The organism is Klebsiella sp. CN_Kp075 (assembly GCF_040065055.2).
GTDB classification, from domain to species: Bacteria; Pseudomonadota; Gammaproteobacteria; order Enterobacterales; family Enterobacteriaceae; genus Klebsiella; species Klebsiella aerogenes.
On sequence record NZ_CM198050.1, the window covers coordinates 3,361,349 to 3,380,559 of the forward strand.

Sequence of the window (19,211 nt, forward strand, 5' to 3'; positions counted from 1 at the left end):
CCTTAATCAGGTAATGAAACAGCATGTATAACCGTAGCGGCACGCAAGCCTACGCACAGGTCAGTCTGGAAAGCAGCGCGATGAGCGCCAGTCCGCACCAGTTAATCGTAATGTTGTTCGACGGGGCGCTTAACGCCCTGCTTCGCGCACGCATCCTGATGAATCAGGGGGACATCGCCGGTAAAGGCCTGGCGCTGTCGAAGGCAATCAACATCATCGACAACGGGTTGAAAAGCGGCCTCGACCACCAGCAAGGCGGCGAAATCGCCGATAATCTGGCGGCGCTGTACGATTATATGAAGCGACGCCTGATGCAGGCCAACCTGCATAATGACGAAGCGGCGATCGTCGAAGTGGTCAAGCTGCTGGAGAATATCGCCGATGCCTGGCGGCAAATTGGGCCAAACTATCAACCTGCTCAGGGTACATTGTGATGGAACGCCAACAGCAGCTTTTAGCCGCCTATCAGCAGATCCATACCCTGAGCAGTCAGATGATTGCCCTGGCGCGCGCCGGGCAATGGGAAGCGCTGGTGGAAATGCAGTTTGCCTACGTGACGGCGGTCGAGAAAACCGCCGAATTTACCGGCAAAGCGGGGCCATCGCTGGCTCTGCAAGAGATGCTCAACGCTAAGTTGAAGCAGATTATCGACAATGAGGGAGTACTGAAAGGGCTATTGCAACAGCGGATGGAACAATTAAAAACGCTGATCGATCAATCCACCCGCCAGAACGCGGTCAACAACGCTTACGGCCAGTTCGACGATCGCTCGCTCCTGCTTGGCGAACTGCAGTCCGATAATGTGGTCGCCATCAAGAGCAAAAGCGAAGAATTACAATAACAACAACAGCGTCACAGCCTGATATCCGGTCAGGAAGCGCATGATGGGTCTCACCAGGGCAATGCAGAGTGTTGCCTGGTAAGCCATCGGCGGATTTTACAGGAGTGAATAAGCAATAATATATAATCAATTATTTCATTTACGCTTCATACATTCATCAATTAAATATTCCAAACATCGCGCCAGCTAAAATAAGCCACTCACGGGCTTAGGGAAATATGCCTGTAAAATAGACTATGTTATCTTGACCGGATTAATATGATATTACTCACGGGATAAAACATGGATGTATTCTTCGGGAAATGAGTGCCCCTGCGTTGGCTCTTTAAGGTGTTTCATCAACAGTAAAAGGAATACAAACAGGCAATACCATATATGAAATTGATAATAAGTAATCACTCGATTTTCAAGTAGATAAGATATGCTTTAAAAGCCATCGGGAAAGGTGTTAATTTCCAAACAGCAATCAGGATAAAAATAATGATTAGCGGATAAGTAAAATCATTACTTTCGAAGTTAAAAATCCACGAAACGACTATGGCAAAGGCAATACAAACAATAATAACGCCGCCCCAAAAACGTTTTCGTAAACTGTCGATCAAAGTAGCATAGGTTTCATTGTTACTTTCTTGTCGCGTCAGGATTTCGCGCAGGCGGGCAATCTCTTTATCGGTGAAGCCATGTTCACGAAGATCATCTTCTGTTAGCTGCTTTCCCACGCCAGGTTCCTCCATGCTGGTTATATATTTCTCCAACGTTTCCGACTGAAGATACCCGTTATATCGCTCAGCCAAAACGGTAAAAGGGATACAGATAGGTAACACGATGTATGAAGTTAAAGATAAATAACTATCTTATTTTTAGATACAATTTGTATGCTTTGAGCGCCATTGGAAACGGAGTTAGTTTGTAAACTACCGAGAAACCGAATAATAAAATGAAAAAATAGGCAAAATGATTAATTGAATCATAATTATAACACCAATGAATGAGCACTATAAAAACAATAAAAAAACCTAAGACTCCAGCCCAAAGTCTTTTGCGAAGTTCATCGATTAAATCAAAATAGCTTTTGTTTTGGCTTTCTTGTCGCGCCAGGATTTCACGCAGGCGCGCAATCTCTTTTTCGGTGAAGCCATGTTCACGAAGATCATCTTCTGTTAGCTGCTTTCCCACGCCCGGCTCCTCCATGCTGGTTATATATTTTTCCAATATTTCCGACTGAAGATACCCATTGCGTTGCTCAGCCAAATGCTCAGATGTAATGCCACTGCCGGGGTTACCACAGTCCGTGGAATATTGCCCCTGAAGTTGCCAGGGGTCAAGCGCGCGCGTTCATACCCTACAACGGTTTCACGCCTGAGCCGCCAGAATGCTGTCAGTTTAAAGGAGATGCGTTACGCTACCGCCCCGCCTTCATCCTCCCAACGGCAGACCATATGGTACAGTTCCCGCTCGTCGTATTCATCGTGGAATATATTCACAACAACCTCCAGATGATTGTTAGACACGATCTAAGTTTAGTTGTTGGTAAGGAGGGGGCATATCAAGAAGAGTAAAAGCGGCGGTTATTCGCTATCCTGTCGCCAGGTTTCATGAAACATCGCTATCGCAACAAAAGCTAAAACGACAAAAAATACAACGGTCTGAAGCCACAGCATAACGCCTCCGCGGAGCAAAATTTGCGCAGATTATTTGCTACAGAGCCGAAAAACGATAGTGAATTGCCATCCAAATTTAAATTTTCGCCTTACCCCGCTCACACAACAATGCCTGTCTTCTGGCTGACAAGCCGATACTAAATAACAGTCTAAGCTGTTCGGACTACGCCAACGCGTAGGCCACCATCGTTGCTATCGCTCCCCAAAAGACCAACAAACCGAGAAAAATCCCTATCCATACCTTACGCCGCAATTGATGGTCTACTTTTTCGGACATCTGCTATTCCAAATTAGAATTATTTTGGCAAGACCATACAGTTTGTAGTGGTTGTAGTCAGATCGTTTGTATCGATCGATGAGCGGCTATTGATCTGTATCCCCTATCGATTGTAGTGATATTTCAGACTCATTCATTCACCGGTTGATGGGTTAAAATCAATGCAGAGGCGCGCAATTTTTTGCCGTTGTCGCTGTAAATAGACAAAACCGCCAGCGTTAAGCATAGCGGTTACTAGCCTCAGGCTCATGTCGTCTTTAAGAAGGTTATGTTTGGTAGATATTGACTATTGAGAGTCGGTTTATCCACTTGTACGTCTATATATTGAACAAGCCTCTATTAAGAGGCCCGAGCGATAACGCCAGATTGATATCACGGCTTGAAATCAAAGAGAATTGAATCAGGTAGCCCTGAGGGCTTCTCAGGGAACGTGCCGGCGGAGACAGTATCATTAACCGCCTCTACTGAACGTTGACACAAGAAACTGTCAACAGAGACAACCTCGACTCGTTTAACATTTCCCCCAGGAGTCTGAGTGACTTTTAGCGTACAACCATGCTCTTGATATCCCACAAACCCAAAATAATTTTTGCGGACGGCATCCTGCACACTTTGAGTGTACTTATTCACAGCCGTCGGATTGACGGATTTGCTTTTGGTTGCGCATCCCACCAGCAGCACCATCATAGGTAGAGCAAAAACCTTATTCATTTACATCCCATATGTTTCTTGAATAGTGTTTGGCACCGCAGGTAATAACCCCTCAAGCTTCGTTACCAGGCCTGAGAATCAATCTTGTTTTGTACGTAGCGGAATTCCAGTAATTCTTTGGTGATTATCGCTACGCCAGTGGCAATACACTGTTCCTGCGTAATCTTCCCTTCCCTAAACTCCGCCATCAGTGATTTCAATTCAGGTGATTCCCTGGACAAAATATCAAGGTTTTTAAGTACTACCTTATAGCTCTCTTCCCTACATTCCTCGGGGACGGGAGGGGACATAGAATCTTTAATTTTCTTCAATATGCTCATAATTACTCCTTTCAGAGTAATCCTACCAGCAAGGTAATGTGTATTGAACTACCCATTATTGAAGTCACTCTATGGAAACGCCTGATAGAAATACTAAATGCCTTAGCCCCATGCACCACGCATTAGGCTCAAACTAAAAAAATATAAATATCACATAGAGTTACCACACCTAAACCGGCATATTCATAATGTCCTGATAGGCCGCCACCAGCTTATTGCGCACCTGCACGCCCATCTGCAACGAAACTGAAGATTTCTGTAAATCGACCATCACATCATTCAGGCTGATACCCGGCACGCCCAGCTCGAAGTTTTGCGCCTGTTGACGCGCGGCCTGCTGGGTATCGCTGATTTTACCCAGCGCGGCGGTCAATTCACTGGCAAAACTGACTCCCTGCGGTACGCTATTCTGCCCGTTATTTCCCGCCTGAATCGCCATCGCCTGCATCTGTTGCAGTACGCCTTCAATACCCTGAATCGCCATCTTTTCCTCAATACTGTCGTGATCGCCAGGCGCTATTTCACCCTGTACTTCTCCAATGCTGCACACCCTAACACAGCGATTTTTGCTTAAAGCGGTTAATTAGCCGCAAAAAACCCGGCTTATCGGGCAATCAGAATCATCTGATAAGACGAATAATGGCCTGCCCAGAAATGGGAGCGCCGCTATTGAGAAAAGATGTGTATCAGGGAGTCTGTTTTGTCACATAACGCTATCCATACCGTTCGTCAGCACGCCAGCGCGCGTCGCCGCCTGAACGCCAGCGAAGGATACCGCCAACCATGAGTGCCTCGTTATCCGCCGGCGAAAGCCGCGACAACGGCCTGCAGGCCATCTGGAGCCGTCTGCGCGCCAATCCAAAAATACCGCTGCTGGTGGCCGCCTCCGCCGCTATCGCCATTATCGTCGCGCTGCTGCTGTGGGCGAAAAGCCCGGATTATCGCGTGCTGTACAGCAATCTGAACGATCGCGACGGCGGCGCTATCGTCACCCAACTGACGCAGATGAACATCCCCTACCGCTTCGCCGAGAATGGCGCGGCGCTGATGATCCCGGCGGAGAAAGTGCATGAAACCCGTCTGCGTCTGGCGCAGCAGGGGCTACCGAAGGGCGGCGCAGTTGGCTTCGAACTGCTGGATCAGGAAAAATTCGGCATCAGCCAGTTCAGCGAACAGATTAACTATCAGCGCGCTCTTGAAGGCGAACTCTCACGCACTATCGAATCGCTGGGGCCGGTGCAGAATGCGCGGGTGCACCTGGCGCTGCCGAAGCCCTCGCTGTTCGTCCGCGAGCAAAAGTCCCCTTCCGCTTCTGTCACCCTGACGCTGCAGCCGGGCCGTGCGCTGGATGATGGCCAAATCAACGCTATCGTCTATATGGTATCGAGTAGCGTCGCCGGCCTGCCGGCTGGCAACGTCACCGTGGTCGATCAGGCCGGACGCCTGCTGACGCAGTCTGACGGCACCGGGCGCGACCTCAACGCCTCGCAGTTGAAATATGCCAGCGAAGTGGAAAGCGGCTATCAGCGACGCATTGAAACGATCCTGGCGCCGGTGGTCGGCAGCGCCAACGTTCGTGCTCAGGTGACCGCACAGATCGATTTCGCCTCCCGCGAGCAGACCGACGAACAGTACCAGCCGAACCAGCAGCCCGATAAAGCGGCGATCCGTTCGCAGCAAACCAGCAGCAACGAGCAAATCGGCGGACCGCAGGTGGGCGGTGTTCCTGGGGCGTTATCCAACCAGCCGAGCGCGCCGGCCACCGCGCCGATTGAAACGGCTAAACCGGCGGCCAATAACGCCAACAACGCGACCAACACCCGTAGCGCCACGGCCAACAGCGGCCCGTTAAGCACCCGACGCGACGCCACCACCAACTACGAACTCGATCGCACCATCCGCCATACCCAACAAAAAGCCGGGACGGTGGAGCGTCTGTCGGTCGCCGTGGTGGTGAACTACAGCCTCAACACCGACGGCAAAGCGCAGCCGATGAGTAAAGAACAACTGGCGCAGATTGAAGCGCTGGTGCGCGAAGCGATGGGCTACTCCAGCAGCCGCGGCGATAGCCTACAGGTGGTCAATACGCCATTTACCGACAATCAGATGACCGGCGGCGAGCTGCCGTTCTGGCAGAGCCAGGCGTTTATCGATTTGCTGCTCGAACTGGGACGTTATCTGCTGGTGCTGCTGGTCGGCTGGGTATTGTGGCGCAAGCTAATTAAGCCACAGCTGCAGCAGCGTCAGGCCGCACAGCAAGCCGCGGTCGCCGCCGCCAGCGCGCCGGTCGCTAAGGCGAACGACAGCCATAAACCAAGCAATGAGGAGCTGGCGCTGCGCCGTAAATCGCAGCAGCGCGTCAGCGCAGAAGTCCAGAGCCAGCGCATCCGCGAACTGGCGGATAAAGATCCGCGGGTCGTCGCTCTGGTAATCCGCCAATGGATGAGTAACGAACTATGAGCCTGACCGGAACCGATAAAAGCGCCATTTTACTGATGACGCTGGGCGAAGACCGCGCGGCGGAGGTGCTCAAGCACCTCTCCTCCCGCGAAGTCCAGCTTTTGAGCGGCACCATGGCCGGCATGAGCCAGGTCTCGCATAAACAGCTCGGCGAGATCCTGTCTGAATTTGAAGACGATGCCGAACAGTTCGCCGCCCTGAGCGTCAACGCCAGCGACTATTTGCGTTCGGTGCTGGTGAAAGCGCTGGGCGAAGAGCGTGCCGCCAGCCTGCTGGAGGATATTCTCGAATCCCGCGAAACCACCTCCGGGATGGAAACGCTCAACTTTATGGAGCCGCAGAGCGCCGCCGACCTGATCCGCGATGAACACCCGCAGATCATCGCCACCATCCTGGTCCATCTCAAGCGCGGCCAGGCGGCGGATATTCTGGCGCAGTTCGATGAGCGCCTGCGCAACGACGTAATGCTGCGTATCGCCACCTTCGGCGGCGTGCAGCCGGCGGCGCTGGCGGAGTTGACCGAAGTACTCAACAACCTGCTCGACGGCCAGAACCTCAAGCGCAGCAAAATGGGCGGAGTGCGTACCGCCGCCGAGATTATCAACCTGATGAAAACCCAGCAGGAAGAAGCCGTTATCGACGCGATGCGCGAATACGATGGCGAGCTGGCGCAGAAGATCATCGACGAGATGTTCCTGTTCGAAAACCTGGTGGAGGTCGACGATCGCAGTATCCAGCGCCTGCTGCAGGACGTGGACAGCGAATCGCTGCTGATTGCTCTGAAGGGCGCCGAGCAGCCGCTGCGCGAGAAGTTCCTCAAAAACATGTCCCAGCGCGCGGCCGATATTCTGCGCGACGATCTCGCCAACCGTGGGCCGGTGCGCATGTCGCAGGTGGAAAACGAACAGAAAGCGATTCTGCTGATAGTCAGACGGCTGGCGGAGAGCGGCGAAATGATTATTGGCGGCGGCGAGGACACCTATGTCTGATCGCATTAATTCCATGCCCTGGCAGCCCTGGTCACTCAACGACCTCGGCGACGCGGCGCCAGCTTTTGAACCGCCGCTACCGACGTTGGATAACGAAGCCTTGCAGCCTGACGCTCAGGCGGAACTGCAGCAGCAGCTTGCCGCCCTGCGCCTGCAGGCCGAGCAGCAAGGTCAGCAATCCGGTTATGCCGATGGCCAGCAAAAAGGCTATGAAGCCGGATTTCAGCAGGGACTTGAGGAGGGCCGCCAGCAGGGGCTGCTGGAAGCACAGCAGCAGCAACAGCCGCTGACCGACCACTGGCAGCAGCTGGTGAGCGAGTTTCAGCACACCCTTGATGCGCTCGATTCGGTCATCGCCTCACGCCTGATGCAGCTGGCGCTAACCGCCGCGAAACAGGTGCTTGGCCAGCCGCCGGTCTGCGACGGCACTGCCCTGCTGACGCAAATTCAACAGTTGATCCAGCAAGAACCGATGTTCAACGGCAAGCCGCAGCTGCGCGTACACCCGCAAGATTATGAGCGCGTTGAGCAGCAGTTAGGCACCACCCTCAGCCTGCACGGCTGGCGGTTGCTGGCGGATGGCGATCTGCATCCCGGCGGCTGTAAGGTCAGCGCCGAGGAGGGCGATCTCGACGCCAGTCTCGCCACCCGCTGGCACGAATTGTGTCGCCTCGCCGCGCCGGGAGATCTGTGATGACCGCCCGTCTCGGCCGCTGGCTGAATTCGCTTGAAGCGCTGGAGCAGCGTATCGCCCGAACGCCGACCGTACGACGCTATGGTCGTCTGACCCGCGCCACCGGTCTGGTGCTGGAGGCCACCGGCCTGCAGCTGCCGCTCGGCGCAACCTGCCTTATCGAGCGCGACGGCGGGGGCGGCGTGCAGGAAGTGGAAAGCGAAGTGGTCGGCTTTAACGATCAGCGGCTGTATCTGATGCCGCTGGAAGAGGTCGAAGGGATCGTGCCAGGGGCGAGAGTTTACGCCCGCAGCGCGGCGGACGGCCAGCACGCCGGTAAACAACTGCCGGTGGGCCCGGCGCTGCTGGGACGCGTGCTCGACGGCGGCGCCAGACCGCTTGACGGCCTGCCCGCGCCGGAAACCGGCTATCGCGCGCCGCTGATTACCGCGCCGTTTAACCCGCTGCAGCGTACCCCTATCGAGCAGGTGCTGGACGTCGGCGTGCGCACCATTAACGGCCTGCTGACCGTTGGGCGCGGCCAACGTATGGGACTGTTCGCCGGCTCCGGCGTCGGTAAAAGCGTGCTGCTGGGCATGATGGCGCGCTACACCCAGGCCGACGTTATCGTCGTCGGCCTGATCGGCGAACGCGGCCGGGAAGTCAAAGACTTTATCGAGAATATTCTCGGCGCCGAAGGCCGCGCGCGTTCAGTGGTGATCGCCGCCCCGGCGGACGTATCGCCGCTGCTGCGCATGCAGGGCGCCGCTTACGCCACCCGCATCGCCGAAGATTTTCGCGATCGCGGCCAGCACGTGCTGCTGATCATGGATTCGCTCACCCGCTATGCGATGGCGCAGCGAGAAATCGCGCTGGCGATCGGCGAACCGCCTGCAACCAAAGGCTATCCGCCATCGGTATTCGCCAAACTGCCGGCGCTGGTTGAACGCGCGGGCAACGGTATCAGCGGCGGCGGTTCGATCACCGCCTTCTATACCGTACTCACCGAAGGGGACGATCAGCAGGATCCGATCGCCGATTCGGCGCGCGCGATCCTCGATGGTCACGTGGTGCTGTCCCGACGTCTGGCGGAGGCCGGTCACTACCCGGCCATCGATATTGAAGCCTCGATCAGCCGCGCGATGACGTCACTTATCGATGACGAACATTATCGCCGGGTACGCACCTTTAAACAGATGCTGGCCAGCTTCCAGCGCAACCGCGATTTAATAAGCGTCGGCGCCTATGCCGCCGGTAGCGACCCGCTGCTGGATAAAGCCATTACCCTGTATCCGCAAATGGAGACCTATCTGCAGCAGGGAATTTTCGAGCGCTGCGGTTATGACGAAGCCTGTCTGCAGCTACAGCAGCTGATTGTTTAACGCCATCGGAGACGCCACGCGATGAAAGCACAGTCCCCTTTGATTACCCTGCGCAATCTGGCCCAGGAGGCCGTCGAACAGGCGGCGCAGCGTTTGGGCCAGGCGCGCCAGGCGCAACAGGCCGCCGAGCAACAGCTGACGATGTTGCTTAACTATCAGGACGAGTACCGGCAAAAGCTCAACAGCACCCTTTCTGGCGGCATGGAAAGCTCGCGCTGGCAGAACTACCAGCAGTTCATTGCCACCCTCGAACAGGCTATCGAACAACAGCGCCAGCAGCTTCTGCAGTGGGGGCAAAAGGTGGATCACGCCGTGAAGCAGTGGCAGGACCATCAGCAGCGGCTGAACGCCTACGATACCCTGCACACGCGCGCGCAAAACGCCGAGCTGCAGTTGGAAAACAAACGCAATCAAAAATTGATGGATGAGTTCGCGCAACGCAGTACACAAAGGAATACCGCTTCATGAATCTCAATGCTTTGCCCGCCCTTAGCCTACCCGGCGACGCCAGCGCCATGCCGGATCTGGCGCTCGATGACGCTCAGCTGTCATCTGCCTTTGCGCAACTGCTTGGCGCGCGCTTCACGCCCGCGCAAAGCGGCACGCTGCCGCCGGCGGCGCTGAGCGCCGACGATGAAAGCGCCCCGCCGCTAAGCCGTAACCAGCTTAACCAGCTGCTGGCCGCGCTTGGCGAACGCGGCGCGCTGCTGGTCAATGCGCTACCGGCATCGGCGGAAAACGCCGTCGACGCAACAGCGAAAAAAGAGGATACGCGCCCGGATACGCCGCCGCTCAGCGAGGCGAAAACCTTAGATCCGGCGACGCTGCAGGCACTGTACGCCATGCTGCCGGCGGCAATCGTCGCCCCGCCGCCGCAGACCGCGCTACCGCAGGCTCAACCAGCTGCGACCAGCGGCGATAAAACCGCGCTCCACATCGGCAACGCGGCGACTCAGCATGTCGCGAACCTGCCGGAAGGCGAACCGGCGGCGAAGCCGCAGCCGGGCACGGATCCCCTTAGCGGGCAAAATCTGCCTTCTCCTGTTGTGCAGACCGCGACCACGCCGCAGCACGATATGGCCGAACGTCCGGCGGAGAATACCCCATCGCAACCTGCCGCCGTCGCTTTCTCCGCCGCCAGCCCCAGCCAGAGCGCCACGCCCGCCAGTGCGCTGGTAACCGCGCCGCCGACGCCGCAGCTTAATGCCCAGCTCGGCAGCCCGGAATGGCAGCAGGCGCTGAGCCAGCAGGTGCTGATGTTCCACCGCAACGGCCAGCAGAGCGCCGAACTGCGCCTGCATCCGCAGGAGCTGGGTGCGCTGCAGATCACCCTGCAGCTCGACGATAAACAGGCGCAGCTGCACATCGCTTCCGCACACGGTCAGGTACGCGCGGCGGTCGAGGCGGCTATGCCGCAGCTACGTCACGCGCTGGCTGAGAGCGGAATCAACCTCGGTCAGAGCAGCGTTGGCGGCGAGGCGACGCCGCAGTGGCAGCAGCAAAACGGTAACGATGAAGGCCGCGCCAGCTACGCTGAACGCCATGGCGGCGGCAGCGATGCCGTGCCGATTGAGCCAGTCAGCGCCCCGGCAGCCCTGCAGCGAATGGTCAGCCAGGTCAACGGCGTCGATATTTTCGCCTGAGGGGCGCTAAACGGCCAATCTGGCCCCCATTTGCCCGTTTATTCCGGCTATTGCCTCGCGCGTTAGCCGCGATAATACCTTTATATGTCATACGTGCGGCGCCGCCGCGCGTGATGCCCGTCAGCAACGCGGCGGGCGGAACAACAGGAATTTGATTTGGCTATGTCTCAAAACTCCCTTCCGGCAACCGCGCCCAAACGCCCCTTATTGATCATCCTGCTGACGATCGTGGCCGTGGCCGCCTGTGCGGCCGCAGGTTACAGCTGGTGGCTGCTGCAACAGCGCGACGGCGGCGCGCAAACCGCCATCGAAAAGGAAAAACCGCCCGCGCCGCCGGTATTTATGCCGCTCGATACCTTTACCGTCAATCTGGTGACCCCGGACAACGATCCGGACCGCGTACTGTATATCGGCCTGACGCTGCGCCTGCCGGATGAAGCAACCCGCCGCCAGCTTAATGATTTCCTGCCGGAGGTGCGTAGCCGTCTGCTGATGCTGCTTTCGCGTCAGGAGGCCGGTCACCTGGCGAATGAGCAGGGCAAGCAGCAGCTGGTCGCGCAGATCAAAGAGACGCTGAGCGCGCCGCTGGTTAAGGGACAACCGAAGCAGGTGGTCAGCGATGTGCTGTTCACCGCCTTCATACTGCGGTAATCACCATGGGCGATAGCATTCTTTCACAGGCAGAGATCGACGCCTTGCTCAACGGTGACAACACGGGCGATGAGCCCGAGACGGTTGTCGGCGGTAAAGAGAGCGAGGTTAAGCCATACGATCCGAATACCCAGCGCCGCGTGGTGCGTGAACGCCTGCAGGCGCTGGAAATTATCAACGAGCGTTTTGCCCGGCAGTTCCGCATGGGATTGTTCAACCTGCTGCGCCGCAGCCCGGACATCACCGTCGGGCCGATTAAAATTCAGCCGTACCACGAGTTTGCCCGCAATCTGCCGGTGCCGACCAACCTTAATCTGGTACACCTGAACCCGCTGCGCGGCACCGCGCTGTTCGTCTTCGCCCCGAGCCTGGTATTTATCGCCGTCGATAACCTGTTCGGCGGCGACGGGCGTTTCCCGACCAAGGTCGAAGGCCGCGAGTTCACGCCCACCGAGCAGCGGGTCATCAAACGTATGCTGCGCCTGGCGCTGGACGCCTACGGCGACGCGTGGAGCGCAATCTATAAGATTGACGTCGAATACGTGCGTGCGGAAATGCAGGTCAAATTCACCAACATCACCACCTCGCCGAACGATATCGTGGTGACCACGCCGTTCCAGGTGGAGATTGGCGCGCTAAGCGGTGAATTTAATATCTGTATTCCTTTCGCCATGATTGAACCGCTGCGTGAACTGCTGACCAATCCGCCGCTGGAGAATTCCCGCCAGGAAGATAGCCAGTGGCGCGAAACGTTGGTCAAGCAGGTGCAGCACTCCGAGCTTGAGCTGATTGCCAACTTCGTCGATATCCCGATGCGCTTGTCGAAAATTCTTAAGCTGCAGCCTGGCGACGTTTTACCGATAGATAAACCGGATCGCATTATCGCCCATGTCGACGGCGTGCCGGTGCTGACCAGCCAATATGGCACCTTAAACGGGCAGTACGCCCTTCGTGTTGAACACTTGATAAACCCTATTTTGAATGCTCTGAGTGAGGAACAGCCCAATGAGTGATCCTAAGCAACCGTCTGGCGCAGGAAAGGAATCCGTAGACGATCTGTGGGCTGATGCGCTTAATGAACAACAGTCGTCTGAGAAATCCAGCGCCACCACCGATGGGGTGTTCAAATCGCTGGAGGCCCAGGATGCGCTCGGCAGCCTGCAGGATATCGATCTGATCCTCGATATTCCGGTGAAGCTGACCGTTGAACTGGGGCGCACCAAAATGACGATTAAAGAGCTGCTGCGCCTGTCGCAGGGATCGGTTGTCGCGCTGGATGGCCTGGCGGGCGAACCGCTGGATATCCTGATCAACGGCTATCTGATAGCCCAGGGCGAAGTGGTGGTGGTGGCCGATAAATTCGGCGTGCGCATTACCGATATCATTACTCCGTCCGAACGTATGCGTCGGTTGAGCCGCTAATGACCGCCCCCGTTATCGTGCAGACCAGCCAACCGGCTACCGAACCGGCAATATCCGGCGGCTCGGCGCTCATGCAGGTAAGCAGCGCGCTCGGCGCGATTCTGCTCCTGATCCTGCTGGCCGGTTGGTTGTTCCGCCGCCTCGGCTTTGCGCCGCAGGCGCGCAACGGTCGGTTGCTTAACCTGCGCGCCAGCTGCCAGGTTGGCCAGCGCGAGCGCGTGGTGGTGGTGGAAGTCGATAATACCCTGCTGGTGCTGGGCGTCACCGCCCAGCAGATCACCCCGCTTCATCAGTACCCGGCGCCACCGCGCGATGAAGATACTCCGGCGGTCACGCCTGCGAACGACTTCCGCCAGCTGATGCGCAACGTCCTCAACCGCCCGGAAAAATAGCCATGTTCCCTACTCTGTTCGCTTGTCTCCGCCGTCGGGCGCCGTGGCTCGCCGCCGCGTTACTGCTGCTGAGTCCTGCCGCCTTCGCCCAGCTTCCGGGGCTTATCAGTCAGCCGCTGGCCAACGGCGGCCAGAGCTGGTCGCTGCCGGTGCAGACGCTGGTGCTGTTGACCTCGCTGACCTTCCTGCCGGCGATGCTGCTGATGATGACCAGTTTTACCCGCATTATCATCGTACTGGGTCTGCTGCGTAACGCGCTGGGCACGCCTTCCGCGCCGCCGAACCAGGTGATGCTCGGGCTGGCGCTGTTCCTGACCTTCTTTATCATGTCGCCGGTGTTCGACAAGGTCTATCAGGAGGCGTACCTGCCCTTTAGTCAGGACAAGATCGGCCTTGATGCGGCGCTGGATAAAGGCGCGCAGCCGCTGCGCGAATTTATGCTGCGCCAGACCCGCGAAAGCGACCTGGCGCTGTACGCTCGTCTGGCCAACCAGCCGCCGCTGGCCGGGCCGGAGGCGGTACCGATGCGTATTCTGCTGCCCGCCTACGTCACCAGCGAACTGAAAACCGCTTTCCAGATTGGTTTTACGGTGTTTATTCCGTTCCTGATTATCGATCTAGTGGTCGCCAGCGTGCTGATGGCGCTAGGGATGATGATGGTGCCGCCGGCGACGATCTCGCTGCCGTTTAAGCTAATGCTGTTTGTGCTGGTGGATGGCTGGCAGCTGCTGCTCGGCTCGCTGGCGCAGAGCTTCTATTCCTGAACCGCCGGAGAACAATCATGACGCCAGAATCCGTGATGGCCATTGGCACCGAAGCGATGAAGGTCGCCCTGGCGCTGGCCGCCCCGCTGCTGCTGGCGGCGCTAATCAGCGGGCTGGTGGTCAGCCTGCTGCAGGCCGCCACCCAGATTAACGAGATGACCCTGTCGTTCATCCCCAAAATTCTCGCGGTCGTGGCGACGATTATTATCGCCGGGCCGTGGATGCTGAACCTGCTGCTGGACTATATGCGCACGTTATTCAGCAACCTGCCTAATATTATCGGCTAGCCGTGATCCCCTTTGACAGCGCCCAGCTTAGCGAATGGCTCAGCCAGTATTTCTGGCCGCTGCTGCGTATTCTGGCTCTCATCAGCACCGCGCCGGTACTGAGTGAAAAGCAGATCAGCAAAAAGGTGAAAATCGGCCTCGGCGGCCTGATTGCGATACTGATCGCCCCAACGCTGCCCGCCAACGCGATCCCCATTATCTCTGCTGCCGGTTTATGGCTGGCGATTCAGCAGATCCTGATCGGCGCGGCGCTGGGGCTGACGATGCAGCTGGCTTTCGCCGCGGTACGCCTCGCCGGCGAAGTCATCGGCATGCAGATGGGGCTATCGTTCGCCACCTTCTTCGACCCCAGCGGCGGCCCCAATATGCCGGTGCTGGCACGGCTGCTGAACCTGCTGGCAATGCTGCTGTTTTTAAGCTTTGACGGCCACCTGTGGCTTATCTCGCTGCTGGCCGACAGCTTCCATACCCTGCCGATCCAGAGCCAGCCGCTAAACGGCAACGGTTTCCTGGCGCTCGCCCAACTGGGTTCGTTAATCTTTATCAACGGCATGATGCTGGCGTTACCGCTGATTTGTCTGTTGCTCACGCTCAATATCGCTTTGGGTCTGCTCAACCGCATGACGCCGCAGCTGTCGGTATTCGTGATCGGTTTCCCGGTGACCATGACCTTTGGCATTATGACCCTCGGCATGATGATGCCGATGCTGGCCCCCTTCTGCGAACACCTGTTTGGCGAGATGTTCGATCGCCTGGCGGCCGTTATCGGCGGTATGACGTTTTAACCCTGCCGTTATTTCCCTCTTTTTCGCCGGACAAAATGGCAATAAAAAACGTTTACTGGGATAAAAGCCTGGAAAAACGTTTTTATTGCTACTAAGGTCCGAATGTTCATAGCGGCTTGAATTAAAAAATAGCCACCCTACAATAAAACCTGAATTTGATTGTTAGTGAATTTTATTTTTTAGAAAAATTAAAACCTCGGGAAACGCAGAATATTTTTATGCGTGGGTTTAGTGCATCTTTAATAAAATAAGGAGCGACATCATGATTAAGGCGAAAGGTAACCGTATAGCGCGGCGTGTATTAGGCCTGCCCCACTGGGAAAGTAACCGATTTAAAATCGTGCTGGCCGACACTGCCGCTGGCGGAAAATGGAAAGTGGTGAAGAAAAAGAAATAATCCTGACTGGCAATTGTTCTTTGCGCAACATAATTCCAAATTGCACAGTATCGTAGCCCCGGTAAGCGCTCGCGCCGCCGGGGATTTTGAGGCCACCAACACCGGCAGTTTCAGTTCGCAATGGTACGAGTCGTAGACCGTAGGCCGGATTAGGCGCAGCCGCCATCCGGCGCGAAAGTAGCTCTTTACCCGCGGTTATTGCCCGGCGGCGCTACGCTTGCGCGGGCCTACAGATCACATGCCGTGGTAGATACTGTTATCGGTTTGCAACTTTTTTAATGGTTTTTCCCGGACGCGGCGCGTTGCGCCTTCTCCGGGCTACCAAATCGCAAAGCGCAGTAGCCACCCACCGGGGGATTTTGATGCCACTAACACCGGCAGTTTCAGTTCGCAATGGTACGTTCCGTAGGTCGGGTAAGGCGTTAGCCGCCACCCGACAAAAATATTCCTGTCGGTTTCCATTCTACATTTGACCATAGAAGATATAGATATTGCCTGGTTCGGAAAAACAAAAGAATTAATAAAACAGTCAAGGAGAAATAACTCCTCTTTACTCTATGATTACTTTCTTTAAACGAATACGCTCACACAGCATGACGCAGCGCCCGTATTCCCTTTCCAGTCTGACGGCGCAGCAACGCCCGCAGCGTCGACACTTCCGAATAACCCACGTCAGCGGTAATCGTCTCAATATCTTTCCCCTCGGCAAGCAGCTGCTTTACTCGTTCGACCCGCAATTGCTGAAAAAAAGCCAACGGTGATTTCCCCAGCGCGGCCTCCATTCTGCGCTGTAAGGTGCGTGGATGCACGTTAAGCGCGCCGGCAGCCGCCTGCAGGGAAAATCCCTGCGCCAGATGCGATCGCGACCAGTGCGCAAAGCGGTTGATCAGATCATCGGCATGCTGAGGATAACCTGCCGGCAGGCGTGAAACCTGAGGATGGCGGATATCAGCCGCCATCGCTTTTGCCAGCAAATCGGCAAGCGGCGGGCTGCTCTGGCGAATCAGCCACAGCGCCAGCTCCACATGGCCCATCATTGCGCCGGGAAGGATCGGCGCAGCCGCATTGAGCCATGACGCAGCGGCGGTCTGCTCATTGAGCAAACGGCTATCCGCCAGGATGAAGGTATTTAAACAGGCGGCGGCAATTTTAACGCCGTGCTTCGCCATGTTTTGCAAAAACCGCTTAGCGTCAGCAATATCGAGCCAGCCATCCGGTGGCGATTGTCGTGCGTGAACGTTGATCGCCGGCACCACAATCCAGTCGGGATAATCCAAACCCGATGCCTGATGAGCAGGAATACTCAACCCATGGGCTGATTTAACCTGCCCGGTCACGGCAATCATCTGCACCTCAAAGCGAGAAATATTCATGCTCTGACGTCGCGCCATATCATTGGCCGCGGCGAACGTATCCAGCAACGTCGCTAAGCCGGTGTCGAAAACGCCATCCAGAGTCAGAATATTTATCTTCATGTCGTTAATGGTATTGAAATTGTCATTTTTGCATATGGTTCTATTTTAACCTTAGCCATAGACTTTCCTCTATCGTTATTAATTACCAGAGTCAATTGCCATGAAAAATAATCCTGAACTGATTATCCTTGCGTTAATTTGTCTGCTAACGGTTATGATGTGGATCCCCTATATTATTGCCAGAGCCACGCGCATTAACGTCGCGCCCGCGGCGGGAAACGGCCATTCGCCATCAACCGGGCTGGCGCCCTGGGCGCAGCGTGCGCAAAAGGCGCATGCCAACGCGGTAGAAAACCTCGTTATTTTTGCCCCACTGGTTGTGGTCGCCGCGTTGCTTAACGTCAATAACGCCATAACGTTAATTGCGGCTAAAGTTTATTTGCTCGCGCGCATTGTCCATTATATTGCGCATACCGCCGGGATCCCCGTTATCCGAACGCTCGCCTTTCAGACCGGTTTTGTCGCGACGGTTACCATAGCGATAGTTATTTTAAGTTCGGTTTTTTGAGGTTAAAAACTCCCGGCATTCTCTGCCAACGCCAGGCTTTGTAGCGCCGTCTTAAGCCATTTGGTTGCTCCTCGCTGCCCGCCGCGTTTATGGGAATAGATCTTCACGGTGAACGGGCTTATGGCGAACGGCAAAGGAAAAATCGCGATCGGGGCGGCATGAAGGAACTTCTCTGCGGCATAACGAGGAATCGCCATTAACAGATCGCTTTGCGCCACAATAAACGGCGCGCTGAGCATCGAAGGGGTTTTGAGCGCTATCTGCCGCGTATAGCCTAATTCCTGCAGGCGTAAATCCAACACTCCCTGCTTTTCATTCCACGGCGTGACCACCAGATGCCGCGCGGCGAGATAATCCGCCAACGTCAGCGCCGTGCGACGGGTATGGCTGATCACCACATACTCATCCTCAAACCAGTCAATTTCCTCGAGTTCATGATGACGGATATCTTCAGCGGTGCTGAAGCCCAGCGCCAGATCCACCTCTCCCGCCAGCAGCTCCGTCAGCGCCGGGCTATGCGGCAAATAACGGAGCTCAAAACGCAGTCCCGGCGCTTCATGCTGCAGCTTTTGCATCAGCGCAGGGAAAATGCATAACGCGGTGAAATCGGTAATGGCTATCTGGATCCGCTCGGTGCTGTCGGCGGCACTAAACTCTGGCTGTCGCGTGAGTTCCTGATTAAGTAATTTCAATACTGAAGCGATGGAGGGCGCGAGCTGAGTGGCATAGACGCTCGGGCACATCCGATGCCCTTCGCGAAAAAATAACGGATCGTTCAGCGCCACGCGCAGCCGCGACAGCGCGTGGCTCAACGCGGAGGTACTCATCGCCAGCTCATCGGCGGCAAGACGAACGGAACAGTGGCGATAGATAGCATCAAAAACGAGCAGCAGATTGAGATCGAGGCGTCTGAGCGCCGGATGCATAATATTCATCATTGGGTGATTTCATTGCACTTAATTCTTCTGACAATACCCCCTATGCTTAGCGTCATCAATATCGTTAACATGTGAAAACGACAGGAAAAATTATGAGTATTACGATTAGACAGGCCCGTGCGGATGACGCTTCCGCCATCTACAACATGATTTATGAACTGGCGGTGTACGAAAAAGCCCCGCAGGAAGTGGTCACCACCCCCGAAGAGATCCGCGAAACCCTGTTTGGCGACGACAGTAAAACCGAAGCGCTGATCTGCGAAATTGACGGTAAAACGGCGGGCTATGCCGTGTTCTTCACCAGCTATTCAACCTGGCTCGGACGCAACGGTATTTATATGGAAGATTTGTATATCTCGCCGGACTATCGCGGCCAGGGCGCGGGTCGAGCGCTGCTAAAAACCATTGCCCGGTATGCGGTTGCGCGCCGCTGCGGACGCCTTGAGTGGAGCGTGCTGGACTGGAACCAGCCGGCCATTGATTTTTACCTCAGTATTGGCGCCGCGGCGCAAAGCGAATGGGTCCGCTATCGCCTCGATGGCGAAGCGCTGGTTAATTTTGCGGAGCAATAACATTGCTCACAGCATCACTCAGCTTGCTCTTTGCAAAAAGCACAGCAGCCCCGAAAGAGCGGA

Annotated in this window: 26 protein-coding genes; 18 read left to right on the forward strand and 8 right to left on the reverse strand. The window is 56.0% G+C overall.

Going from position 1 to position 19,211, the window contains the following annotated elements; all coding sequences use genetic code 11:
* The first annotated feature begins 23 nt into the window (after window positions 1-23).
* Together fliS and fliT are read left to right on the forward strand one after the other, a co-directional pair.
* Entirely contained in the window at window positions 24-434 is a 411-nt protein-coding gene (gene fliS, locus ABLV78_RS16095) for a flagellar export chaperone FliS (RefSeq protein WP_015704959.1), read from the forward strand.
* Entirely contained in the window at window positions 434-841 is a 408-nt protein-coding gene (fliT, locus tag ABLV78_RS16100; RefSeq protein ID WP_045397410.1) for a flagella biosynthesis regulatory protein FliT, read from the forward strand. Before fliS ends, fliT begins: the two co-directional genes overlap by 1 nt.
* 395 nt (window positions 842-1,236) lie before the next feature.
* Here fliT and ABLV78_RS16105 read toward each other — a convergent pair whose 3' ends face one another.
* From ABLV78_RS16105 to fliE, 6 genes are all read right to left on the reverse strand, one after another.
* A complete protein-coding gene (locus tag ABLV78_RS16105; protein ID WP_223683770.1) occupies window positions 1,237-1,560 on the reverse strand; it encodes a hypothetical protein in 324 nt (107 codons plus the stop codon).
* Window positions 1,561-1,690: 130 nt separating this feature from the next.
* The gene (locus ABLV78_RS16110) at window positions 1,691-2,017 is read right to left on the reverse strand and encodes a hypothetical protein (protein ID WP_045397403.1); all 327 of its coding nucleotides are present in this window, start codon (window positions 2,015-2,017) and stop codon (window positions 1,691-1,693) included.
* A 648-nt stretch (window positions 2,018-2,665) separates the two neighbouring features.
* Window positions 2,666-2,779 (reverse strand): YmiA family putative membrane protein, encoded by a 114-nt coding sequence (locus ABLV78_RS16115; protein WP_072048039.1) that lies wholly within the window; start codon window positions 2,777-2,779, stop codon window positions 2,666-2,668.
* A 372-nt stretch (window positions 2,780-3,151) separates the two neighbouring features.
* Window positions 3,152-3,490, reverse strand: a complete 339-nt coding sequence (locus tag ABLV78_RS16120) for a cell envelope integrity TolA family protein (protein ID WP_047043643.1) — start codon at window positions 3,488-3,490, stop codon at window positions 3,152-3,154.
* Window positions 3,491-3,552: 62 nt separating this feature from the next.
* Window positions 3,553-3,810 (reverse strand): hypothetical protein, encoded by a 258-nt coding sequence (locus tag ABLV78_RS16125; RefSeq protein ID WP_047043644.1) that lies wholly within the window; start codon window positions 3,808-3,810, stop codon window positions 3,553-3,555.
* A 169-nt stretch (window positions 3,811-3,979) separates the two neighbouring features.
* The gene (gene fliE, locus ABLV78_RS16130; protein WP_015367290.1) at window positions 3,980-4,294 is read right to left on the reverse strand and encodes a flagellar hook-basal body complex protein FliE; all 315 of its coding nucleotides are present in this window, start codon (window positions 4,292-4,294) and stop codon (window positions 3,980-3,982) included.
* 299 nt (window positions 4,295-4,593) lie between these two features.
* On the opposite strand from fliE, the gene fliF reads away from it, so the two are divergent.
* From fliF to sra, 14 genes are all read left to right on the forward strand, one after another.
* A complete protein-coding gene (gene fliF / locus ABLV78_RS16135; RefSeq protein WP_047043646.1) occupies window positions 4,594-6,270 on the forward strand; it encodes a flagellar basal-body MS-ring/collar protein FliF in 1,677 nt (558 codons plus the stop codon).
* On the forward strand, window positions 6,267-7,259 hold the full coding sequence (fliG, locus tag ABLV78_RS16140) for a flagellar motor switch protein FliG (protein ID WP_015367292.1): 993 nt from the start codon (window positions 6,267-6,269) through the stop codon (window positions 7,257-7,259). Before fliF ends, fliG begins: the two co-directional genes overlap by 4 nt.
* Window positions 7,252-7,953: a flagellar assembly protein FliH gene (gene fliH, locus ABLV78_RS16145; RefSeq protein ID WP_015704954.1), complete on the forward strand. Its 702-nt coding sequence runs from the start codon at window positions 7,252-7,254 to the stop codon at window positions 7,951-7,953. Before fliG ends, fliH begins: the two co-directional genes overlap by 8 nt.
* Window positions 7,953-9,314, forward strand: a complete 1,362-nt coding sequence (fliI, locus tag ABLV78_RS16150; RefSeq protein ID WP_047043648.1) for a flagellar protein export ATPase FliI — start codon at window positions 7,953-7,955, stop codon at window positions 9,312-9,314. The genes fliH and fliI overlap by 1 nt, the downstream gene beginning before the upstream one ends.
* 21 nt (window positions 9,315-9,335) lie before the next feature.
* On the forward strand, window positions 9,336-9,782 hold the full coding sequence (gene fliJ / locus ABLV78_RS16155) for a flagellar export protein FliJ (protein ID WP_015367295.1): 447 nt from the start codon (window positions 9,336-9,338) through the stop codon (window positions 9,780-9,782).
* The gene (locus tag ABLV78_RS16160; protein WP_047043650.1) at window positions 9,779-10,957 is read left to right on the forward strand and encodes a flagellar hook-length control protein FliK; all 1,179 of its coding nucleotides are present in this window, start codon (window positions 9,779-9,781) and stop codon (window positions 10,955-10,957) included. The genes fliJ and ABLV78_RS16160 overlap by 4 nt, the downstream gene beginning before the upstream one ends.
* Before the next feature lie 162 nt (window positions 10,958-11,119).
* Window positions 11,120-11,608, forward strand: coding sequence for a flagellar basal body-associated protein FliL (gene fliL, locus ABLV78_RS16165; RefSeq protein WP_015367297.1), 489 nt, complete (start codon window positions 11,120-11,122; stop codon window positions 11,606-11,608).
* A gap of 5 nt (window positions 11,609-11,613) precedes the next feature.
* Window positions 11,614-12,621, forward strand: a complete 1,008-nt coding sequence (gene fliM, locus ABLV78_RS16170; RefSeq protein WP_015367298.1) for a flagellar motor switch protein FliM — start codon at window positions 11,614-11,616, stop codon at window positions 12,619-12,621.
* A complete protein-coding gene (gene fliN / locus ABLV78_RS16175) occupies window positions 12,614-13,030 on the forward strand; it encodes a flagellar motor switch protein FliN (RefSeq protein WP_015367299.1) in 417 nt (138 codons plus the stop codon). Before fliM ends, fliN begins: the two co-directional genes overlap by 8 nt.
* A complete protein-coding gene (fliO, locus tag ABLV78_RS16180) occupies window positions 13,030-13,422 on the forward strand; it encodes a flagellar biosynthetic protein FliO (protein WP_047043652.1) in 393 nt (130 codons plus the stop codon). Before fliN ends, fliO begins: the two co-directional genes overlap by 1 nt.
* A gap of 2 nt (window positions 13,423-13,424) precedes the next feature.
* Complete coding sequence (gene fliP / locus ABLV78_RS16185) at window positions 13,425-14,186, forward strand: flagellar type III secretion system pore protein FliP (RefSeq protein ID WP_045397378.1); 762 nt, start codon at window positions 13,425-13,427, stop codon at window positions 14,184-14,186.
* Between the two features lie 17 nt (window positions 14,187-14,203).
* A complete protein-coding gene (fliQ, locus tag ABLV78_RS16190; protein ID WP_015367302.1) occupies window positions 14,204-14,473 on the forward strand; it encodes a flagellar biosynthesis protein FliQ in 270 nt (89 codons plus the stop codon).
* A 2-nt stretch (window positions 14,474-14,475) separates the two neighbouring features.
* Complete coding sequence (gene fliR / locus ABLV78_RS16195; protein ID WP_047043654.1) at window positions 14,476-15,258, forward strand: flagellar biosynthetic protein FliR; 783 nt, start codon at window positions 14,476-14,478, stop codon at window positions 15,256-15,258.
* Window positions 15,259-15,520: 262 nt separating this feature from the next.
* Window positions 15,521-15,655 (forward strand): stationary-phase-induced ribosome-associated protein, encoded by a 135-nt coding sequence (gene sra, locus ABLV78_RS16200; RefSeq protein ID WP_072251507.1) that lies wholly within the window; start codon window positions 15,521-15,523, stop codon window positions 15,653-15,655.
* A gap of 584 nt (window positions 15,656-16,239) precedes the next feature.
* On the opposite strand, the gene ABLV78_RS16205 is transcribed toward sra, so the two are convergent.
* Complete coding sequence (locus ABLV78_RS16205) at window positions 16,240-17,130, reverse strand: helix-turn-helix domain-containing protein (RefSeq protein ID WP_047043657.1); 891 nt, start codon at window positions 17,128-17,130, stop codon at window positions 16,240-16,242.
* Between the two features lie 100 nt (window positions 17,131-17,230).
* On the opposite strand from ABLV78_RS16205, the gene ABLV78_RS16210 reads away from it, so the two are divergent.
* Complete coding sequence (locus ABLV78_RS16210; protein ID WP_047043658.1) at window positions 17,231-17,638, forward strand: MAPEG family protein; 408 nt, start codon at window positions 17,231-17,233, stop codon at window positions 17,636-17,638.
* A gap of 2 nt (window positions 17,639-17,640) precedes the next feature.
* On the opposite strand, the gene ABLV78_RS16215 is transcribed toward ABLV78_RS16210, so the two are convergent.
* Window positions 17,641-18,576 carry a LysR family transcriptional regulator gene (locus ABLV78_RS16215; RefSeq protein WP_047043660.1) on the reverse strand — a complete coding sequence of 312 codons (936 nt, stop codon included), beginning with the start codon at window positions 18,574-18,576 and terminating at the stop codon, window positions 17,641-17,643.
* 92 nt (window positions 18,577-18,668) lie between these two features.
* Between ABLV78_RS16215 and ABLV78_RS16220 the strand changes: the two genes are divergently transcribed.
* Entirely contained in the window at window positions 18,669-19,148 is a 480-nt protein-coding gene (locus tag ABLV78_RS16220; RefSeq protein WP_045397879.1) for a GNAT family N-acetyltransferase, read from the forward strand.
* The last annotated feature ends 63 nt before the right edge of the window (window positions 19,149-19,211 follow it).

Excerpts from the sequence above, each read along its gene's own strand:
- fliS (WP_015704959.1), top strand. The coding sequence starts at position 24 with ATGTATAACCGTAGCGGCACGCAAGCCTACGCACAGGTCAGTCTGGAA.
- fliT (WP_045397410.1), top strand. The coding sequence starts at position 434 with ATGGAACGCCAACAGCAGCTTTTAGCCGCCTATCAGCAGATCCATACC.
- ABLV78_RS16115 (WP_072048039.1), bottom strand. The coding sequence starts at position 2,779 with ATGTCCGAAAAAGTAGACCATCAATTGCGGCGTAAGGTATGGATAGGG.
- ABLV78_RS16120 (WP_047043643.1), bottom strand. The coding sequence starts at position 3,490 with ATGAATAAGGTTTTTGCTCTACCTATGATGGTGCTGCTGGTGGGATGC.
- ABLV78_RS16125 (WP_047043644.1), bottom strand. The coding sequence starts at position 3,810 with ATGAGCATATTGAAGAAAATTAAAGATTCTATGTCCCCTCCCGTCCCC.
- fliE (WP_015367290.1), bottom strand. The coding sequence starts at position 4,294 with ATGGCGATTCAGGGTATTGAAGGCGTACTGCAACAGATGCAGGCGATG.
- fliF (WP_047043646.1), top strand. The coding sequence starts at position 4,594 with ATGAGTGCCTCGTTATCCGCCGGCGAAAGCCGCGACAACGGCCTGCAG.
- fliG (WP_015367292.1), top strand. The coding sequence starts at position 6,267 with ATGAGCCTGACCGGAACCGATAAAAGCGCCATTTTACTGATGACGCTG.
- fliH (WP_015704954.1), top strand. The coding sequence starts at position 7,252 with ATGTCTGATCGCATTAATTCCATGCCCTGGCAGCCCTGGTCACTCAAC.
- fliI (WP_047043648.1), top strand. The coding sequence starts at position 7,953 with ATGACCGCCCGTCTCGGCCGCTGGCTGAATTCGCTTGAAGCGCTGGAG.
- fliJ (WP_015367295.1), top strand. The coding sequence starts at position 9,336 with ATGAAAGCACAGTCCCCTTTGATTACCCTGCGCAATCTGGCCCAGGAG.
- ABLV78_RS16160 (WP_047043650.1), top strand. The coding sequence starts at position 9,779 with ATGAATCTCAATGCTTTGCCCGCCCTTAGCCTACCCGGCGACGCCAGC.
- fliL (WP_015367297.1), top strand. The coding sequence starts at position 11,120 with ATGTCTCAAAACTCCCTTCCGGCAACCGCGCCCAAACGCCCCTTATTG.
- fliM (WP_015367298.1), top strand. The coding sequence starts at position 11,614 with ATGGGCGATAGCATTCTTTCACAGGCAGAGATCGACGCCTTGCTCAAC.
- fliN (WP_015367299.1), top strand. The coding sequence starts at position 12,614 with ATGAGTGATCCTAAGCAACCGTCTGGCGCAGGAAAGGAATCCGTAGAC.
- fliO (WP_047043652.1), top strand. The coding sequence starts at position 13,030 with ATGACCGCCCCCGTTATCGTGCAGACCAGCCAACCGGCTACCGAACCG.
- fliP (WP_045397378.1), top strand. The coding sequence starts at position 13,425 with ATGTTCCCTACTCTGTTCGCTTGTCTCCGCCGTCGGGCGCCGTGGCTC.
- fliQ (WP_015367302.1), top strand. The coding sequence starts at position 14,204 with ATGACGCCAGAATCCGTGATGGCCATTGGCACCGAAGCGATGAAGGTC.
- sra (WP_072251507.1), top strand. The coding sequence starts at position 15,521 with ATGATTAAGGCGAAAGGTAACCGTATAGCGCGGCGTGTATTAGGCCTG.
- ABLV78_RS16205 (WP_047043657.1), bottom strand. The coding sequence starts at position 17,130 with ATGAAGATAAATATTCTGACTCTGGATGGCGTTTTCGACACCGGCTTA.
- ABLV78_RS16210 (WP_047043658.1), top strand. The coding sequence starts at position 17,231 with ATGAAAAATAATCCTGAACTGATTATCCTTGCGTTAATTTGTCTGCTA.
- ABLV78_RS16215 (WP_047043660.1), bottom strand. The coding sequence starts at position 18,576 with ATGATGAATATTATGCATCCGGCGCTCAGACGCCTCGATCTCAATCTG.
- ABLV78_RS16220 (WP_045397879.1), top strand. The coding sequence starts at position 18,669 with ATGAGTATTACGATTAGACAGGCCCGTGCGGATGACGCTTCCGCCATC.